Annotated in this window: 16 protein-coding genes and 1 other RNA gene; 4 read left to right on the top strand and 13 right to left on the bottom strand. The window is 51.1% G+C overall.

The genetic code is table 11. The annotated features are described in order from the left end of the window. Positions 1-46: 46 nt before the first annotated feature. The 4 genes from ACTHSX_RS08055 (at position 47) to rarD (ending at position 5,290) form a co-directional block, all read left to right on the top strand. Positions 47-1,999: a cytochrome c biogenesis protein ResB gene (locus ACTHSX_RS08055; protein WP_440377363.1), complete on the top strand. Its 1,953-nt coding sequence runs from the start codon at positions 47-49 to the stop codon at positions 1,997-1,999. Further along, positions 1,992-3,179 carry a c-type cytochrome biogenesis protein CcsB gene (ccsB, locus tag ACTHSX_RS08060; RefSeq protein WP_440377332.1) on the top strand — a complete coding sequence of 396 codons (1,188 nt, stop codon included), beginning with the start codon at positions 1,992-1,994 and terminating at the stop codon, positions 3,177-3,179. The genes ACTHSX_RS08055 and ccsB overlap by 8 nt, the downstream gene beginning before the upstream one ends. Positions 3,180-3,278: 99 nt before the next feature. Next, entirely contained in the window at positions 3,279-4,349 is a 1,071-nt protein-coding gene (tsaD, locus tag ACTHSX_RS08065; RefSeq protein WP_070584675.1) for a tRNA (adenosine(37)-N6)-threonylcarbamoyltransferase complex transferase subunit TsaD, read from the top strand. Between the two features lie 38 nt (positions 4,350-4,387). Beyond that, complete coding sequence (gene rarD, locus ACTHSX_RS08070; protein ID WP_440377333.1) at positions 4,388-5,290, top strand: EamA family transporter RarD; 903 nt, start codon at positions 4,388-4,390, stop codon at positions 5,288-5,290. Positions 5,291-5,382: 92 nt separating this feature from the next. Here the strand turns inward: rarD and murU are convergent, their stop codons facing one another. The 13 genes from murU to ACTHSX_RS08135 all read right to left on the bottom strand — a co-directional run bounded on the left by murU (position 5,383) and on the right by ACTHSX_RS08135 (position 15,023). Beyond that, positions 5,383-6,078 (bottom strand): N-acetylmuramate alpha-1-phosphate uridylyltransferase MurU, encoded by a 696-nt coding sequence (gene murU, locus ACTHSX_RS08075; RefSeq protein WP_440377334.1) that lies wholly within the window; start codon positions 6,076-6,078, stop codon positions 5,383-5,385. Between the two features lie 86 nt (positions 6,079-6,164). Next, on the bottom strand, positions 6,165-6,665 hold the full coding sequence (hpaC, locus tag ACTHSX_RS08080; RefSeq protein ID WP_285071478.1) for a 4-hydroxyphenylacetate 3-monooxygenase, reductase component: 501 nt from the start codon (positions 6,663-6,665) through the stop codon (positions 6,165-6,167). A gap of 10 nt (positions 6,666-6,675) precedes the next feature. Continuing rightward, positions 6,676-7,113: a homoprotocatechuate degradation operon regulator HpaR gene (gene hpaR / locus ACTHSX_RS08085; protein WP_003681518.1), complete on the bottom strand. Its 438-nt coding sequence runs from the start codon at positions 7,111-7,113 to the stop codon at positions 6,676-6,678. A gap of 338 nt (positions 7,114-7,451) precedes the next feature. Further along, complete coding sequence (locus ACTHSX_RS08090) at positions 7,452-7,958, bottom strand: protein disulfide oxidoreductase (RefSeq protein ID WP_440377335.1); 507 nt, start codon at positions 7,956-7,958, stop codon at positions 7,452-7,454. An 88-nt stretch (positions 7,959-8,046) separates the two neighbouring features. After that, complete coding sequence (gene rpsI / locus ACTHSX_RS08095; RefSeq protein ID WP_003681515.1) at positions 8,047-8,439, bottom strand: 30S ribosomal protein S9; 393 nt, start codon at positions 8,437-8,439, stop codon at positions 8,047-8,049. Between the two features lie 12 nt (positions 8,440-8,451). Continuing rightward, positions 8,452-8,883 carry a 50S ribosomal protein L13 gene (gene rplM / locus ACTHSX_RS08100; protein WP_003684605.1) on the bottom strand — a complete coding sequence of 144 codons (432 nt, stop codon included), beginning with the start codon at positions 8,881-8,883 and terminating at the stop codon, positions 8,452-8,454. A 178-nt stretch (positions 8,884-9,061) separates the two neighbouring features. Further along, positions 9,062-9,242: non-coding RNA, 6S RNA (gene ssrS, locus ACTHSX_RS08105), on the bottom strand. Positions 9,243-9,250: 8 nt separating this feature from the next. Beyond that, the gene (locus tag ACTHSX_RS08110; protein WP_003681511.1) at positions 9,251-9,553 is read right to left on the bottom strand and encodes a cell division protein ZapA; all 303 of its coding nucleotides are present in this window, start codon (positions 9,551-9,553) and stop codon (positions 9,251-9,253) included. 11 nt (positions 9,554-9,564) lie between these two features. After that, complete coding sequence (locus ACTHSX_RS08115; RefSeq protein WP_440377336.1) at positions 9,565-9,888, bottom strand: hypothetical protein; 324 nt, start codon at positions 9,886-9,888, stop codon at positions 9,565-9,567. Positions 9,889-9,962: 74 nt separating this feature from the next. Further along, the gene (locus ACTHSX_RS08120) at positions 9,963-10,952 is read right to left on the bottom strand and encodes an NAD(P)H-dependent glycerol-3-phosphate dehydrogenase (RefSeq protein WP_440377337.1); all 990 of its coding nucleotides are present in this window, start codon (positions 10,950-10,952) and stop codon (positions 9,963-9,965) included. 135 nt (positions 10,953-11,087) lie between these two features. Then, complete coding sequence (locus tag ACTHSX_RS08125; RefSeq protein ID WP_440377338.1) at positions 11,088-13,247, bottom strand: polysaccharide biosynthesis tyrosine autokinase; 2,160 nt, start codon at positions 13,245-13,247, stop codon at positions 11,088-11,090. A 26-nt stretch (positions 13,248-13,273) separates the two neighbouring features. Beyond that, complete coding sequence (locus tag ACTHSX_RS08130) at positions 13,274-13,723, bottom strand: low molecular weight protein-tyrosine-phosphatase (RefSeq protein WP_440377339.1); 450 nt, start codon at positions 13,721-13,723, stop codon at positions 13,274-13,276. A 172-nt stretch (positions 13,724-13,895) separates the two neighbouring features. After that, complete coding sequence (locus ACTHSX_RS08135; protein WP_440377340.1) at positions 13,896-15,023, bottom strand: polysaccharide export protein; 1,128 nt, start codon at positions 15,021-15,023, stop codon at positions 13,896-13,898. Positions 15,024-15,029 lie beyond the last annotated feature (6 nt).

The raw sequence follows: 15,029 nt of genomic DNA on the forward strand, positions 1-15,029 counted from the left end.
ATCCGTCCCACTTATCCGTAGACCATGGTTTGCCTTTTTCAGCTCCATGCGCTTTGCCGTTGCTCTGCTCAGCCTGCTGGGCGTGGCTTCGATTATCGGTACGGTCTTGCAGCAAAACCAGCCACAAGTCGATTATTTGGTGAAATTCGGCCCGTTTTGGTCGCACATTTTCGGCTTTTTGGGCCTGTACGACGTGTACGCCTCGGCGTGGTTCGTTATCATCATGATGTTTTTGGTGATTTCCACCGGATTGTGCCTGATTCGCAATGTTCCGCCGTTTTTGCGCGAGATTCGTTCCTTTCGTGAAAACGCGAAGGAAAAATCATTGGCGGCAATGCGCCATTCCATCGTTTTAGACGGACAGGTGACGCCCGAAGTCGCGCAACGGTATTTGGAAGTACAAGGCTACGGCTGCAAAACCGTTACGCGTGAAGACGGTTCGGTTTTGGTGGCGGCGAAAAAAGGCGCGATGAACAAATGGGGCTATATCTTTGCCCATGCCGCGCTGATTGTGATTTGTTTGGGCGGTTTGATAGACAGCAATATCCTGCTGAAAATCGGCATGCTCACCGGCCAAGTCATGCCGGACAATACTGCGGTTTACGCCAAAGACTTTAAGCCCGAAAGCGTGTTGGGTGAATCCAACCTGTCGTTTAGGGGTAATGTCAATATCGCGGAAGGGCAGAGCGCGGATGTGGTGTTTCTCAATGCGGATAACGGCATGCTGGTGCAAGACCTGCCGTTTTCGGTCAAATTAAAGAAATTCCATATCGACTTTTACGATACCGGTATGCCGCGCGATTTCGCCAGCGACTTGGAAGTCACGGACAAGGCGACCGGCAAAGTCAGCGAACACACCATCCGCGTCAACCATCCTTTGACGTTGCACGGTATTACGGTTTATCAGGCAAGTTTCGCTGACGGCGGCTCGGACTTGACGTTTAAAGCGTGGAATCTAGCCGATGCCGACCGCACTCCGGTCAAACTTAAAGCGACTTCCATGCGCGAGTTTCCGCTGGATTTGGGCAAGACCTCTTATAAACTGGAATTCGACCAGTTTACTTCGATGAACGTCGAAGACATGAGCGAGCCGTCTGAAAAAGAGCAAAACCTGAAATCCGCCATTAATGATGTTCGCTCCGTCCGTCAAGAAGGCAAAAAATACACCAATATCGGCCCGTCTATCGTTTACCGCATCCGCGACAAAGCAGGGCAGGCGGTCGAATATAAAAACTATATGTTGCCGGTAAAACAAGATGAAGACTATTTCTTCATCACCGGCACACGCAGCGGCTTGGCGCAGCAATACCGCTGGTTGCGCATTCCGATGGATAAAAATGGCCAAATCGACACCTTTATGGCTTTGCGCCAATATCTGAAAGACGATGCGGCACGCCGTAAAACCGTTGCCAATGCCGTTAAAGGCGCGCCTGCCGAAATCCGTGAGCAATTCATGGCGGCGGCGGAAAACACCTTGTCGATTTTTGCTAAAGGCGGCTATTTGGCTTTGGACAAATTTGTTACCACCAATATTCCCAAAGACCAGCAGGAAAAAATGCAGGGCTATTTCTACGAGATGCTCTATGGCGTGATGAACGCCGCTTTGGAAGACACGATCAGTACATACAACCTGCCGGCTTGGCCGCAAGACGAAAAGCGCAACCGCTTCCTGCTGCATGCAATGGACGCGTACACCGGTTTGACCGAGTATCCTGCGCCGATGTTGCTGCAATTGGACGGCTATTCCGAAGTGCGTTCTTCCGGATTGCAGATGACCCGTTCGCCGGGCGCATTCTTGGTGTATCTGGGTTCAGTATTGCTGGTGTTGGGTACGGTGTTTATGTTCTATATTCGTGAAAAACGCGCTTGGCTGCTGTTTTCAGACGGCCGTATCCGTTTTGCCATGTCTTCCAGCCGCAACGAACGCGACTTGCAGAAAGAATTTCCGCAACACACACGGCAATTGCAGCAGCTTGCCAAGGATTTGAACCATGAATAACAAACATCAGGCCTTGCCCGAGCATGAGCTTCTGACACACAAATCATTTATCCGAAACCTCAACCTCTTCGACTGGGCATTCGCACTGCTGATTGCCATCGGTGCGTTTATTGCCCAAACCCAGGTCGGTCTGCACATGGACATCTACGAAATGGTGATTTTGTGGGCGAGTGCCGGTATTGCCGTTTTTCTGGGTTGGTTTTTCAAACCGATGCGCTGGTTTATCCCTGTGGGCGTGTGCCTGGCGTATTTGGCTGTTGATTTGTATGGCGGCGATATCAAACGCGCAGACGGCTTCCTGCTCAAATACCTGTTAAGCAGCCAGTCGGCGATTATGTGGCAATGCGCGTTTGTGTTCTTTGCCTTGTTTGCCTATATCGTCGGTGCGATAGCGGCGGTGCGCAAGAATGTGCCGACCAATACGCTTTTGGGCATGGGTACCGTGTTTGCGTGGGTTTCCGCGATGGCGGGCTTTGTCGGTTTGCTGGTGCGCTGGCATGAAAGCTATCTGTTGCGTCCCGATGCCGGCCATATTCCGGTTTCTAACCTTTACGAAGTATTCATCTTGTTCTTGGTCATTACGGCGCTGATGTACCTCTATTACGAAGGCCGTTTTGCCGTACAAAAACTGGGTGGCTTTGTCTTCAGCTTTATGGCGATTGTGGTCGGATTTGTCTTGTGGTACAGCGTTTCGCGCGAGGCGCATACCATTCAGCCGCTGATTCCTGCTTTGCAGTCTTGGTGGATGAAAATCCACGTTCCGGCCAACTTTATCGGCTACGGCGCATTCTGTATCGCCGCCATGCTGGGTATTGCCGAACTGTTGGCGCTCAGAAAAGAAGATGCGGGCAAAAAATCATGGCTGCCGCAATCTCAAGTCATTGAAGAAGTCATGTACAAAGCGATTGCCGTCGGTTTCCTGTTCTTCACGATTGCCACCATTCTCGGCGCATTGTGGGCGGCCGACGCGTGGGGCCGCTATTGGAGCTGGGACCCGAAAGAAACTTGGGCATTCATCGTTTGGCTGAATTACGCGGTCTGGTTGCATTTGCGGCTGGTGGCAGGCTGGCGCGGCAAAGTGTTGGCTTGGTGGGCGGTCATCGGCCTGATCATTACCGCCTTTGCCTTTATCGGCGTGAATATGTTCTTGAGCGGCCTGCATTCTTACGGCACTTTGTAAGCAGCCTATCCCACACTTTATTTCAGACGGCCTTTTTCCGTTTTCGGAGAAAACGCCGTCTGAATCGTTTTTAATCATTTTTTCAGACGGCCTCAAACCATGTTGGTATTAGGAATTGAATCATCTTGCGACGAAACCGGCGTTGCGCTCTACGATACTGAGCGCGGCTTGTTGGCGCATCATTTGCACACACAGATGGCGATGCATGCCGAATACGGCGGCGTTGTCCCCGAGTTGGCCAGCCGCGACCATATCCGCCGTGTCGTGCCGTTGACGCAAGGTTGCTTGAAGGAAGCCGGCGTTGGCTATGCCGATATTGACGCGGTTGCCTTTACGCAAGGCCCGGGCTTGGGCGGCGCATTGCTGGCTGGTTCAGGCTTCGCCAATGCCTTGGCATTTGCCATCGGCAAGCCCGTTATCCCTGTTCACCATCTTGAAGGCCATTTGCTCTCGCCCTTGTTGGCAGACGACAAGCCTGAATTTCCATTTGTTGCTTTGCTGGTGTCGGGCGGACATACGCAATTTATGGCTGTACGCGGTATCGGCGATTACACCTTGCTGGGTGAAAGTGTGGATGATGCGGCAGGCGAGGCATTTGATAAAACAGCCAAGCTCTTGGGCCTGCCTTATCCCGGCGGTGCCAAATTATCCGAGCTGGCCAAACTCGGTACGCCTGATGCCTTCACATTCCCACGCCCCATGCTCCATTCGCACGATTTGCAGATGAGCTTTTCCGGTTTGAAAACAGCCGTTTTGACCGCTGTCGAAAAAGTCTGTGCTGAAACCGGAAGCGATGAAATTTCGGAACAAACACGCAACGACATTTGCCGCGCTTTCCAAGATGCGGTAGTTGACGTATTGGCGGCCAAAGCCAAAAAAGCGTTGTTGGATACCGGCTTCAGAACTTTGGTGGTTGCCGGCGGCGTGGGTGCAAACTGGAAACTGCGCGATGAATTTTCGCGCTTAACCGTCAAAGTGCCGTCTGAAAAAGGCAAACCCAAACCGCAGGAAGAAAAAATCAATGTTTATTTCCCGCCGATGGCATACTGTACCGACAACGGCGCAATGATTGCCTTTGCCGGTGCGATGCGTCTTGCCGAGCGTCAGGCTGTCGGCGCATTCAATGTCAAACCGCGCTGGCCGCTGTCGGATATTGTGAAGCAGGGTTGATAATTAGACTGTTTCGGTGCAATGAAAGGCCGTCTGAAATGACGAATTTATCTAAAGGTTTGCTGGCGGCCATAACGTCCAATGCATTGTTTGCCATGCTGTTTCTGTACGGAGTATGGATGCAGCCGATGAGCGGCACGGAAATTTTTGCGTGGCGTATGGTGGCGATGCTGTCGGCTTTATGCGTGCTGATGACGATGGTCAACGGTTGGCAGGCGGCGGCGCGGTTTGCGAACAATATCGGCCGCGATTGGAAGCGGTGGCTGTTGATTGTATTGCCGACGCCGATATTTGCCAGCCAGTTGTGGCTTTTTGTCTGGGGGCCGGTCAACGGGGAAGGGGTAAACATCGCCATGGGTTATTTCCTGTTTCCTTTGGCGATGATGCTGGGTGGAAGGATTTGGTTTAAAGAGCGTTTAAACCGATTGCAGACGGTTGCCGTTGCGTTGGCATGTGCAGGCGTGGCATGTGAATTGGTACGGTCGGGTGCGTTTTCGTGGACGACTGTATGGGTGTTTGGTACTTATCCGTTTTATTATCTGCTGCGCCGAAAACTGGGCGTGCCTTCTTTAATCGGTCTGACCTTTGATTTAATGATGATTACGCCGTTTGCGTTGGCGTATATTTTGCTGGCAACAGATACGCCGGCGATGATTGCGGTCAAACCGGCATTAATCTTTTTTATTGTGTTGCTAGGCTTCAATAGCGCAATATCCATGCATTTGAATTTGAAGGCGAATCAGTTACTTCCGGTTGCGGTGTTCGGTATGTTGAGCTATTTGGAACCTGTATTGCTCTTTATCGTGTCGATTGTGTGGCTGGGCGAGCCGGTGCAAAAAGGCGCATTGATCGGTTATGGTCTGATTTGGTCGGGATTGTGCGTGATGATCGTCAATGGCTTGTTGGGAATGAAGAAAGAAAAGAAATTGGCCAAAGCTTGATGATAAATTAAGGCCGTCTGAAAAATGGGTTGACCAATATTTTCAGACGGCCTTTGATATTGCAAGGGATGTATCGGAACGCCCCTTTTGTTTTACCAGCTTTGGGCGATACGGTCGGCTTCTTGCAGGCGTTCAACTGTGCCGACGTCCAACCAAAGGCCGTTGTGGTGTTCGCCGCTGATTTGGCTTTGGCTCATGGCCTGACGCAACAGCGGGGCAAGTTTGGCAGCTTGGTGCGCCTGAGTATCTTTGAAAAGCGCAGGATGATAAACGCCCACGCCGCTGAAAGTCAGGGCTTGGCCGTCTGCGGATGAAGCGGATACCAGGCCGTCTGAAAGCAGACCGAAGTCGCCTTCGGGATGATGGGGCGGATTGTCCACCAGCCACAAATGGGCGAGAAGGTTGTGTTCCTGCATACGCTTGGCAGCCAGTCGTGCAGCTTGGAAATCAATGTCGGTCAATACGTCGCCATTGATGACCAAAAACGGCTCGTCGCCCAAAAGGGGAAGGGCGGTGGCAATGCCGCCGGCGGTTTCCAGGCCTCCGGCGCACTCTGGAGAATAGGCAATGCGCACGCCGTAGCCCGAACCGTCTTTCAAGGTATCTTCGATTTGCTGGCCAAGCCAGGCATGGTTGATGACGATTTCAGTGAAACCGGCCTGCTGCAGGCGGCGTAAGTGCCAACCGATAAGCGGCGTGCCAGCTACTTCGAGTAAGGGTTTGGGCGTGTGGTCGGTCAGGGGGCGCATGCGTTCGCCGCGACCGGCGGCCAGTATCATTGCTTTCATGGGTGTGCCTATAATGTGTGAAACAGGAAAGGTCTCAGGCCGTCTGAAAAATGAAACCGATGTTTCAGACGGCCTGAGACCTTTATTTATGCCAAATATTTGAATTGCCTACGGAAATACAGCAATGCCGGTGCTTGCGTGTCGGTATTGCGGATTTCGTTGAGCTGAACGAAAAAGACGTAATGCGTGCCGATTTCGCGTTGATCGACAATGCTGCCGTGCAGATGCGCCAGCGCGCCTTCGACTTCGAGCTGCCCGGTTTGCCCTCTATGCCAAATATGGTATTCGAAGCGTTCTTCGGGTGAGAGGTCGGTCAGTCCGGCAAAGTGTTCGGCGATATCCTGCTGGCTGTCATTGAGCGTGTTGATACACAAATCACGGTTGCCTTGCAGGATGGGAATGATGGCGGATTGGCGGTTGATGCACAGCATGACCGTCGGCGGTTCGTCGGTAACGGCAGTGACGGCAGTCATGGTAATGCCATAGCGTCCTGCTTCGCCGTCTGTCGTGATAACGTGCACGCCGGCGGCACAGGAGGCCATGGCATCTCGAAATGATCTCTTGAGTGTGTGTGTTGAGTCTGTCATCCGGCTTTCTTTATTTTAATGCCTGTTCGATTTTTGCCAGCTCTGCCAAGAGTTCTTTGAGTTGTGCCATTTTTTCTTTGGATAGAACTTTTTCAATCGCATCGTAGCGTTCGTCAACCAATGCGCCGGTGGATTCATAGAGTTTCTCACCTTCGGGCGTCAGTTTCAGGTAAACACGGCGTTGGTCGTTGGAAGGTTTCAGGCGGACGGCCAAACCTGCTTTTTCCAGGCGGGTAAGAATACCGGTCAGACTGGGGCGAAGGATGCAGGCCTGATTGGCCAAATCTTGAAAGTCAAGTGTGCCGTTTTCCGCTAAGAGCCGGATGATACGCCATTGCTGGTCGGTAATATTGGCTTGGTTCAGAATAGGGCGGAATTGGGTCATCAATGCTTCCCGCGCCTGAATCAGACCGATATTGATAGATGCATGTTTAGATTGATTGGGCATTACTAAGTCTCCGGTGTTATCAAAAATCAAACCGTTGAAGCGTAGGTAGATTGATAAAGGCGAATATTGCTGTTTTAAGGCTACCATCGGCAGCCGGGTCATGGGAACAAAAGCATCACTGCCACAATATTAGATGAAGATCTCTAACAGTTTGTTTTGATAATAATGTTTCCAATTGTTCTTATGGTTATATCTTAGTCTATTTTCTTTATAATCTCAACAAAATCATATGTTATTGGGAAAGAGATAGTTTATTTATTTATGAAATGGACTTGGTTGAATATATTCAGGTGAAATTATTCTTTAGATTTTCTATTTTTAGTGGATTTTCAATGAATTTAGCTGAAGATATTAGCCAAGTAAATTCTGATTTTTAAGCCGATATAACTGGAAAGGCCGGATGTGTGATGAATCATTTTGCCATCTTTTAATATGATAATGGTCGGGGTGACGGCTATGTTCCATTTTTGAGCCATCAGGCCGTCTGAATCATTGAAGTTTGGAAAGGATAGATTGTTTTGTTGCATATGGCGGGCGATGTCTGCGTTGCTTCCTGAGCGTAAGGCTATGCCCAGTGTCGGGATATTGTCTTGGTGCAGCTTTTCTATGGTTGATGATGTGTATGAACAAATACGACACCAGCTGCCCCAAAAATAAACGACGGCAACCCGATTTTGGCTGAAGGATTGAAGGGAAGTGGTTTGCCCATCAGTTAAAGTCAGTGTTTGTGCTGACGACTGCAAGGGTTGGTCAGGCTTGCGCACCCAGTCGACAATCAGGGATAAGAAGATGAAGATAATCACAGCCTGAAGCAATGATTTGGCGTAGTGGAGCAGGGTTTTCATCACATATTGCGGGGGATATCGGATTATTGTTTTATAAATGAAAAAAGCCTTGCAGAGCAAGGCTTTTTGATTCGATTCTGAAAACGTATTAACGTTTGGAGAATTGTTTTGCGCGACGTGCTTTGCGCAAACCTGGTTTTTTACGTTCAACTTCACGAGCATCGCGAGTAACGAAGCCTGCTTGAGACAGGGCTGGTTTCAGGGCTGCGTCGAAGTCGATCAGGGCGCGGGTGATGCCGTGACGGATAGCGCCGGATTGACCGGTTTCGCCACCGCCGGTTACATTAACTTTGATGTCGAAAGATTCGGCATTTTCAGTAAGAACCAGAGGTTGACGTACAACCATGCGGCTGGTTTCACGTGCGAAGAATTCGTCAACGGGACGGCCGTTTACGATGATTTGGCCGGTACCTTTAGTCAAGAATACACGAGCCACTGAACTTTTGCGGCGGCCTGTGCCGTAGTAGTATTTACCGTTCATGTCGTGTCCTTATTATTTCAGTTCCAAAACTTTAGGTTGTTGTGCAGCGTGGCCGTGTTCGGCACCGGCGTACACTTTCAGTTTTTTGATCATGGCGTAGCCCAGAGGACCTTTAGGCAACATGCCTTTTACGGCTTGTTCCAAAGCGCGGCCTGGGAATTGCTCTTGCATTTCGCGGAAAGTACGCTCGTAGATGCCGCCTGGGAAACCAGAGTGACGGAAGTATTTTTTGTCTTCGAATTTAGCACCGGTCACGCGCAGTTTGTCTGCGTTGATGACGATGATGTAGTCGCCGGTATCAACGTGAGGGGTGTATTCGGGTTTGTGTTTGCCGCGCAGACGGTGTGCGACTTCGGCTGCGACACGACCCAGAACTTTGTCTTCTGCGTCAATGACGAACCATTCGCGCTTCACCTCATGGGGTTTTGCAGAGAAGGTTTTCATGGTTGGAATCCAGATATATATAGAAAGTTATGGATTTTAAAGAGGAGATTGGCTTTTGTCAATCTTAATTGAGCGTGTTTGATGCATGAATATGCGGTTTTTTCAGACGGCCGGAAATCTTTACGAAAGTCTTTACTTAGAAAGGGGAAAGCCACACCTGTCGGTATGGCTTTTTTAGGGAATCCCCACGAGTGCCGTTTAGGCTGAATCCGCTTGAACCTTGCTGACAAGGCGGTCACCTCGGGTAGTTTCGGGTGCGTCCGACAAACGGACGCTCGCGCCCACTACAGCTCCCGGCAACCTAAAGCGAACGTATTGGTTCAAAGGAATGTATGCCTTTGCGAACACCGCAGGGAAAAGGGGAAAATCAGTTTTGCTCCAAGCGCGCCAGTGCTTTTTGGCACGCGTTGTTCATGTCGGTTATTTTACGCTCAAATTCACCGATTGCCAAATCGTCGTTGAGGGTGGTTTTCAAGAGGTCGTGTACGACGTTGAGGGCTGCCATGACGACGATTTTGTCCGTGCCGACGATGCGGCCGCTTTCTTTAATTGCGTCGCTTTTTTTGTTGAGCATTTCAACGGCTTGCAGGAGGGTGGCTTTTTCTTCACTCGGCGTGTTGATGGTGAAGTTGACATTCATGATGTCGAGATTGACTTGTTCGATACTCACGGGGCATCCTTTTATTGTTGTGTTTCTTGGGGCAATCGGGCAATGAGGCTGCGGATTTGGTCTGCATTTTGGGCCAGCGCGTTGCGGTAGTTTTCTTTTTCGGCAGTCAGGTTGTCAATTTTGCTTTGCAGGTCTTCTTTAAGTTTGCCGACTTGAACCAGCAAGGCTTCGCTGAGTTCGTCAATGGCCGCGTCGTGTTGGCGTTTTTGTTGCTCTTGCTCGAGTTTGAGTCTGTCGATTTCTTCGTTGAGGCGGCGGTTTTCTGAAACCAGCGTTTCAAATTTTTGGACAAGTTGGTAAACGTTGATTTCCAGATTGTTCAGTGATTGGTTCATGTGTTTCCCTTCAGACGGCCTTATGGCCGTCATATTGTGCGTCAGGCCGTCTGAATGGCAGACGGCGCGACCGTTTATTCGAAGCGCGCGCTTCGTTCCATCAGTCGTTCAACGACTTGCTGCGGGGTCATTTCTTTGCGGATGAGCTGCAGCAGGGTTTGAGTGATGGGCATATCGATTTGGTATTTGGCGGCGGTGTTGAAGACTTCTTCAATGGTGCTGACGCCTTCGGAAACGTGGCCGATTTCGACAAGCACTTGATGCAACTCTTTGCCCTCTGCGAGGCCGAGGCCGACGCGGCGGTTGCGCGAGAGTGCGCCGGTACAGGTCAGGATAAGGTCGCCGATGCCTGCCAAGCCCATCATGGTTTTGGGTTGCGCGCCCATGGCGATGGCGAGGCGGGTGATTTCGGCAAGGCCGCGTGTTACTAAGGCGGCGCGTGCATTGAGGCCATATTCGAGGCCGTCTGAAAGGCCGGTGGCAATCGCCATGACGTTTTTAACGGCACCGCCTACAGCGACGCCGATGACGTCGGTGCTGCCGTACAGGCGCATTACGTTGGTGTTCAGTTGGGCAGTGGTTTCTTCCACCCATTCTTTGTTTTCGGAAGCAAGCACAACGGCGCAAGGCAGTTGTGCGGCAAGTTCTTGGGCAAAGCTCGGGCCTGAGAGAACGCCGATTTTTTTATTGTTAGGCAGGACTTCTTTCAGTACTTGGAAAGTCAGAAGGCCGGTATCTTGTTCAAAACCTTTGCAGGCGGCGAGAACGGGAATATCGGCGGCGTTATGCTGTTTGAGCAGCTCGGCGCTGCTTCTGAGGCCGGCTACGGAGGTAACGATCAGGGCAAGTTGGCTGTCTTTCAGCGCTTCGCCCAAATCGGCGTGAACGGTCAGGGACTCAGGGAAAGGGAAGCCGGGCAGGCCGCGTTTGTTTTCGCGATCTGCTTGCAGGGTGCGGATTTGGTCGGGATTGCGTGTCCAAAGGGCAACTTCATTGTTGTGGTGCGCAAAGTGCAACGCGAGAGCTGTACCCCACGAACCTGCGCCGATGACGGTAATTTTCATGTTTCTCTTCCATATGGGAACGGGGCTTACTTTAAAACAAACGGCTTTGGGGTGCAAGGGCGGCGTTTGTGAAAAATATTTTGTGCCGTTTAAAAAGCCTTAGGCCGTCTGAAAGTTCAGACGGCCTGCTTCGGTTTATGATTTATTGTTACCGGAATGGTAGGCATCGTAGGCGTAGTAGTCGTAGCTGTTGTTGGCTTCGCGCTTCATGCCGTTGAGGACGACACCTTTGATGTTGATGTGGTTTTGTTTGAGGCGTTCGACGCTGGCCTCAAGTTCTCGTGCACGTGTGTGCGCATAACGGCTGATCATCAGGACGGTGCCTGCATGTTGGCCGATGATGACGGCGTCGGTCACGGCCAATACGGGCGGCGTGTCCAAGATGACGTAATCGTAGCGTTGGCTGGCGTGGGCAAGCAACTCGTTGAAACGGTTGTCCATCAAAAGCTCGGACGGATTGCTGGGATAGCTGCCGCTGCTGATGAGGTGGAGGTTTTCAATGCCGGTTTCTTGTACGGCTTTGGCCGGAGCTGCTTTGCCGTTGAGGATGTCAGACAAGCCGAACTCTGGGGTAAGGCCGAAGAGTCGGTCGAGGTAGCCTTTGCGCATATCGGTATCGATAAGCAGAACGCGTTTGCCCGACTGCGCCATTACGGTGGCGAGGTTGGCGGAGATAAAGGATTTGCCTGCTTCAGGCGCGGCACCGGTAATCATGAGGACGTTGTTAGGCGCGTCCAGCATGGAGAAGTAGATATTGGTGCGCAGGGCGCGGATGGCTTCGACGGCCGTGTCGGTGCGGTCTTCGCTGGCCAGCAGATAGTTGGAACGGCCGCCGGTTTTCTTGAATTTGCTTTTGAAGAAGTCGCGTTTTTGCTGGGTTTTAGAGTGCGGAACAAGAGCGACGACTTCTAAGTTGAGGTTTTCGATTTCTTCGGACGAAGTAATGCCGTTTTTCATGCGGTTGCGAATCATCAGCCACAAAGCGGTCAATGAGCCTGCGGCAAGTGCGCTCAGGAGTGTGATGACGGCTTTGCGCGGGGCAACGGGGTTTTCGGGGACATAGGCATAATCGACGATGCGGACATTACCTTGCGCGCTGGCTTTCATGATGTTGAGTTCTTGTTGTTTGCTCAACAGTTGGACGTAGGTAGCCTGGTTGGTTTCTACGTCGCGGGTCAGGCGGATAACTTCTTGTTGGGTGTTCGGCAACTCGGCGATTTGTTGGTTGATTTTGTTTTTAGCGCGCTCGAGGACGGCAAGTTTGTCCAATACGGCTTTATAGGAAGGGTGTTCCGGCGTGTACAGCTCGGCCAAACCTGCTTCTTCGGTTTTGAGCAGGGTAATTTGGGTTTCGATACCGGTCAGGCTTTCCAATGCGCCTTTAGACTCGAGCGGAATGTCGAGGGAGCCTGATTGTTGGCGGTAGGCATTGAGTTTGTTTTCAGCGTCTTGCAAGGTTTCTTTCAAGCGTGGCAATTCTTCGCTGATGAAGGCCAAACCGCTGGATGCAACTTGGACGTCGCGTTCGCGGTTTTGCGCAACGTAGTTGTCGGCAATGCTGTTGAGGATGACGCTGGTACGTTTAGGGTCGGTGCCGGTAAAGGTTAGGTTGATGATGGGGCTGGTTTTACCTTTGCTGATGACCGCCAGTTTGCTTTGGATGTTTTCGATGGCGCTGATGCGCGAGAACTTGGTCAACGCAAATTCTTGACCTGGGTTGGCCAAGATTTGATCGATTTTGAGGGTAGTTTGATTGTTGATTTTCAGAGGCACGCCGACCTTGCCTTCGACGACGCGGTTGTCAGGTAGGGTAAGGGTATAGGCTTTGTTGCTCTTGGCGGTCAGCGTAAAGGTTTTGTTGAACCATTCGTCTTGTACGGTAAAGCTGCCGACGGTCAGTTTGGGGTCGGGGTCGCCGCTGATGTTGTGCATCAGGCTGCCGATAACGGGTGTATATTTGGCTTTGACTTCTTGGTCAAGCTGAAGGTCGTCAACGGTTTTACCCAGCACCAAGCGTGATTGAACCAGCTCGACTTCTGCTTCAGACGGCGTGGTTTGATTGTTGAAGATGCTGTTGATCTCGGTCAGGATTTGGTTTTGTCGCGTTTCAATTTCCAGCATGGCGTCGGCACGGTATTGCGGAGTGGATGCCAGGCTGAAGGCTGCGCCAAGAATGCCACCTGCAAGCAGGGCGGCGAGGATTTTGTATTTATTTGTCCAAATTACGCGCAGCTGTTGGCCGAAGTCGATTTCATCGTTGTCTGCGCTGTAAGGTGTGTAGGTCGTTTTTTTCATTGCTTGCTTTCTTGTTCATGCCGGTTTTATACCGGTTGAGTTTTTCCGTTTAGTTTGGTTTTCCAAGTGTCTGCGGCAGCATTGAGCTGTTCAAAAACGGCTTCAAACATTTCGCTGCTTTGTTTGTATGGGTCAGGTACGGTTTTTTTAGGCAACCATTGGGCAAACAGCATGGTTTTGCTGCGTGCCGGCGGATGGATGTCCGCCACCATGTCGATTTGGCTGGGCTCCATGACGAGAATCAAATCGGCCTGTTCGCACATTGGGACGGTCAGTTGGCGTGCCGTATGGCCTGCAACGATAACGCCGTGTTTGAGTGCGGTTTTAATGGCTTGGAAATCGGCATCCTTACCTGCCAGTGCTTTTATACCGGCGCTGCTGATTTGATGGCCGGGTAGTTTTTTCTGCATGATCCGCTCTGCAGTGGGGGAGCGGCAGATGTTGCCTAGGCAGACGATGAGTATGTTGTGGTACATGATATTGTTTTCGGTTTATGGTCTGAAAAAAAGCGTGAGTCAGACTATAAGATACTGCTTTTCCGTTTGTGCGGTGTATACGGCTTTTTTATGCCGTTTATGTAATTGGTTTGGATTGTGCGTGATTTTGTATCCTGCTGTCAAACAAGGGTCTGACAGCAGGAACCACGGTTTATTTAAACGTATTGTCGAGGGTGTTGACGTTGCTGATGGAGTTGGTAATTTGTGACATTACGCGGTTCCAACGGGTAACCGGGGCGGCGGTAACGTAAACGGTGTCTTCCGAACGCAGTTTGAATTCGCTGCCCAATGCGTAAGAAGTCGCATCTTTCAGGTTGAGCTGATAGATGTGGATAGGTTTGGCCGCGTCTTCAGGTGCGCGGCGGATCACGAATACGCCGGTTGCATCAGCATAGTTTTGGTTCATACCGCCCACTTCGCCGAGCGCTTGGGTCAGGTTGAGGCCGTGATTGCCGATCGGCAGGGTGGCTTGTTTGCCGACTTCACCCATGATGTAGATTTTGTTGTTGCTGCTGTTAGGAACGTAAACGATGTCGCCATGGCTGAGAAGATGGTTTTGCGACATATCGCCGTATTGCAGCATGTCTTGCAGGGAGAGGGTGAGGTCGACGCCGTTGTGCGTCCATTTGATGTGTTGGGTGTCGGCACTTTGGGTGACGCCGCCTGCTTGGTTGATGGCATCCAAAATGGTCATCGGGATATTGGTAATCGGCAGCTGACCTGCTTGGTTGATGGCACCGGATACTGAAATACGTTGCGAACGGAATTCGGTAACGTTGATCGCTACTTGAGGGTTTTTAATGTAGCGTTTCAGAAGGCTGGTCAGGGTGTTTTGCAATTCGTCCAAAGTTTTGCCTTTGGCTTGAATTTTGCCTGCCAACGGGTAAGTAATATAACCTCCCTCATCTACCCAGGCACCGCGGCTGACTTGGTTGGTTTGCGGGTTGCTTTGCTGGATAGGGGAGTTGAGGTCGGAGTGTGCCCAAACCATAATATTGAGGACGTCGCCGCTGCCGATGCGGTAGCGATATGCGCTTTTGCTTTGCTCCAAACCTTGGTTGCTTTGGGAAAGTACAGGCGGCTTGCGCATTTTTTCAATCAGATTGGGCGTGATGGGGTAAACGGCAACGCGGCTGTCGAGGTTGGTATCAGCTGCGGTGTCGGTATCGGTGTAAACAATGGTTTTGGTTCTGGTTTTGATGGTTGAACCAGGAATGACTGTCGTGCTGTTACAGGCAGTCAGTGCGAATAGAGTAAGCAGGGAGAGCGTTTTTTTCATGTAGTA

Origin of the sequence: Neisseria sp. P0014.S002 (assembly GCF_051958295.1) — a bacterium.
GTDB classification, from domain to species: domain Bacteria; phylum Pseudomonadota; class Gammaproteobacteria; order Burkholderiales; family Neisseriaceae; genus Neisseria; species Neisseria flavescens_B.

What these genes read in the sequence shown, in the direction of transcription:
- hpaC (WP_285071478.1), bottom strand. Translation starts at nt 6,665, where the DNA reads ATGACAGACTCAACACACACACTCAAGAGATCATTTCGAGATGCCATG.
- murU (WP_440377334.1), bottom strand. Translation starts at nt 6,078, where the DNA reads ATGAAAGCAATGATACTGGCCGCCGGTCGCGGCGAACGCATGCGCCCC.
- ACTHSX_RS08120 (WP_440377337.1), bottom strand. Translation starts at nt 10,952, where the DNA reads ATGAAAATTACCGTCATCGGCGCAGGTTCGTGGGGTACAGCTCTCGCG.
- rplM (WP_003684605.1), bottom strand. Translation starts at nt 8,883, where the DNA reads ATGAAAACCTTCTCTGCAAAACCCCATGAGGTGAAGCGCGAATGGTTC.
- rpsI (WP_003681515.1), bottom strand. Translation starts at nt 8,439, where the DNA reads ATGAACGGTAAATACTACTACGGCACAGGCCGCCGCAAAAGTTCAGTG.
- ACTHSX_RS08090 (WP_440377335.1), bottom strand. Translation starts at nt 7,958, where the DNA reads ATGAAAACCCTGCTCCACTACGCCAAATCATTGCTTCAGGCTGTGATT.
- ACTHSX_RS08115 (WP_440377336.1), bottom strand. Translation starts at nt 9,888, where the DNA reads ATGAACCAATCACTGAACAATCTGGAAATCAACGTTTACCAACTTGTC.
- ACTHSX_RS08135 (WP_440377340.1), bottom strand. Translation starts at nt 15,023, where the DNA reads ATGAAAAAAACGCTCTCCCTGCTTACTCTATTCGCACTGACTGCCTGT.
- ACTHSX_RS08125 (WP_440377338.1), bottom strand. Translation starts at nt 13,247, where the DNA reads ATGAAAAAAACGACCTACACACCTTACAGCGCAGACAACGATGAAATC.
- ACTHSX_RS08130 (WP_440377339.1), bottom strand. Translation starts at nt 13,723, where the DNA reads ATGTACCACAACATACTCATCGTCTGCCTAGGCAACATCTGCCGCTCC.
- hpaR (WP_003681518.1), bottom strand. Translation starts at nt 7,113, where the DNA reads ATGCCCAATCAATCTAAACATGCATCTATCAATATCGGTCTGATTCAG.
- ccsB (WP_440377332.1), top strand. Translation starts at nt 1,992, where the DNA reads ATGAATAACAAACATCAGGCCTTGCCCGAGCATGAGCTTCTGACACAC.
- tsaD (WP_070584675.1), top strand. Translation starts at nt 3,279, where the DNA reads ATGTTGGTATTAGGAATTGAATCATCTTGCGACGAAACCGGCGTTGCG.
- rarD (WP_440377333.1), top strand. Translation starts at nt 4,388, where the DNA reads ATGACGAATTTATCTAAAGGTTTGCTGGCGGCCATAACGTCCAATGCA.
- ACTHSX_RS08055 (WP_440377363.1), top strand. Translation starts at nt 47, where the DNA reads ATGCGCTTTGCCGTTGCTCTGCTCAGCCTGCTGGGCGTGGCTTCGATT.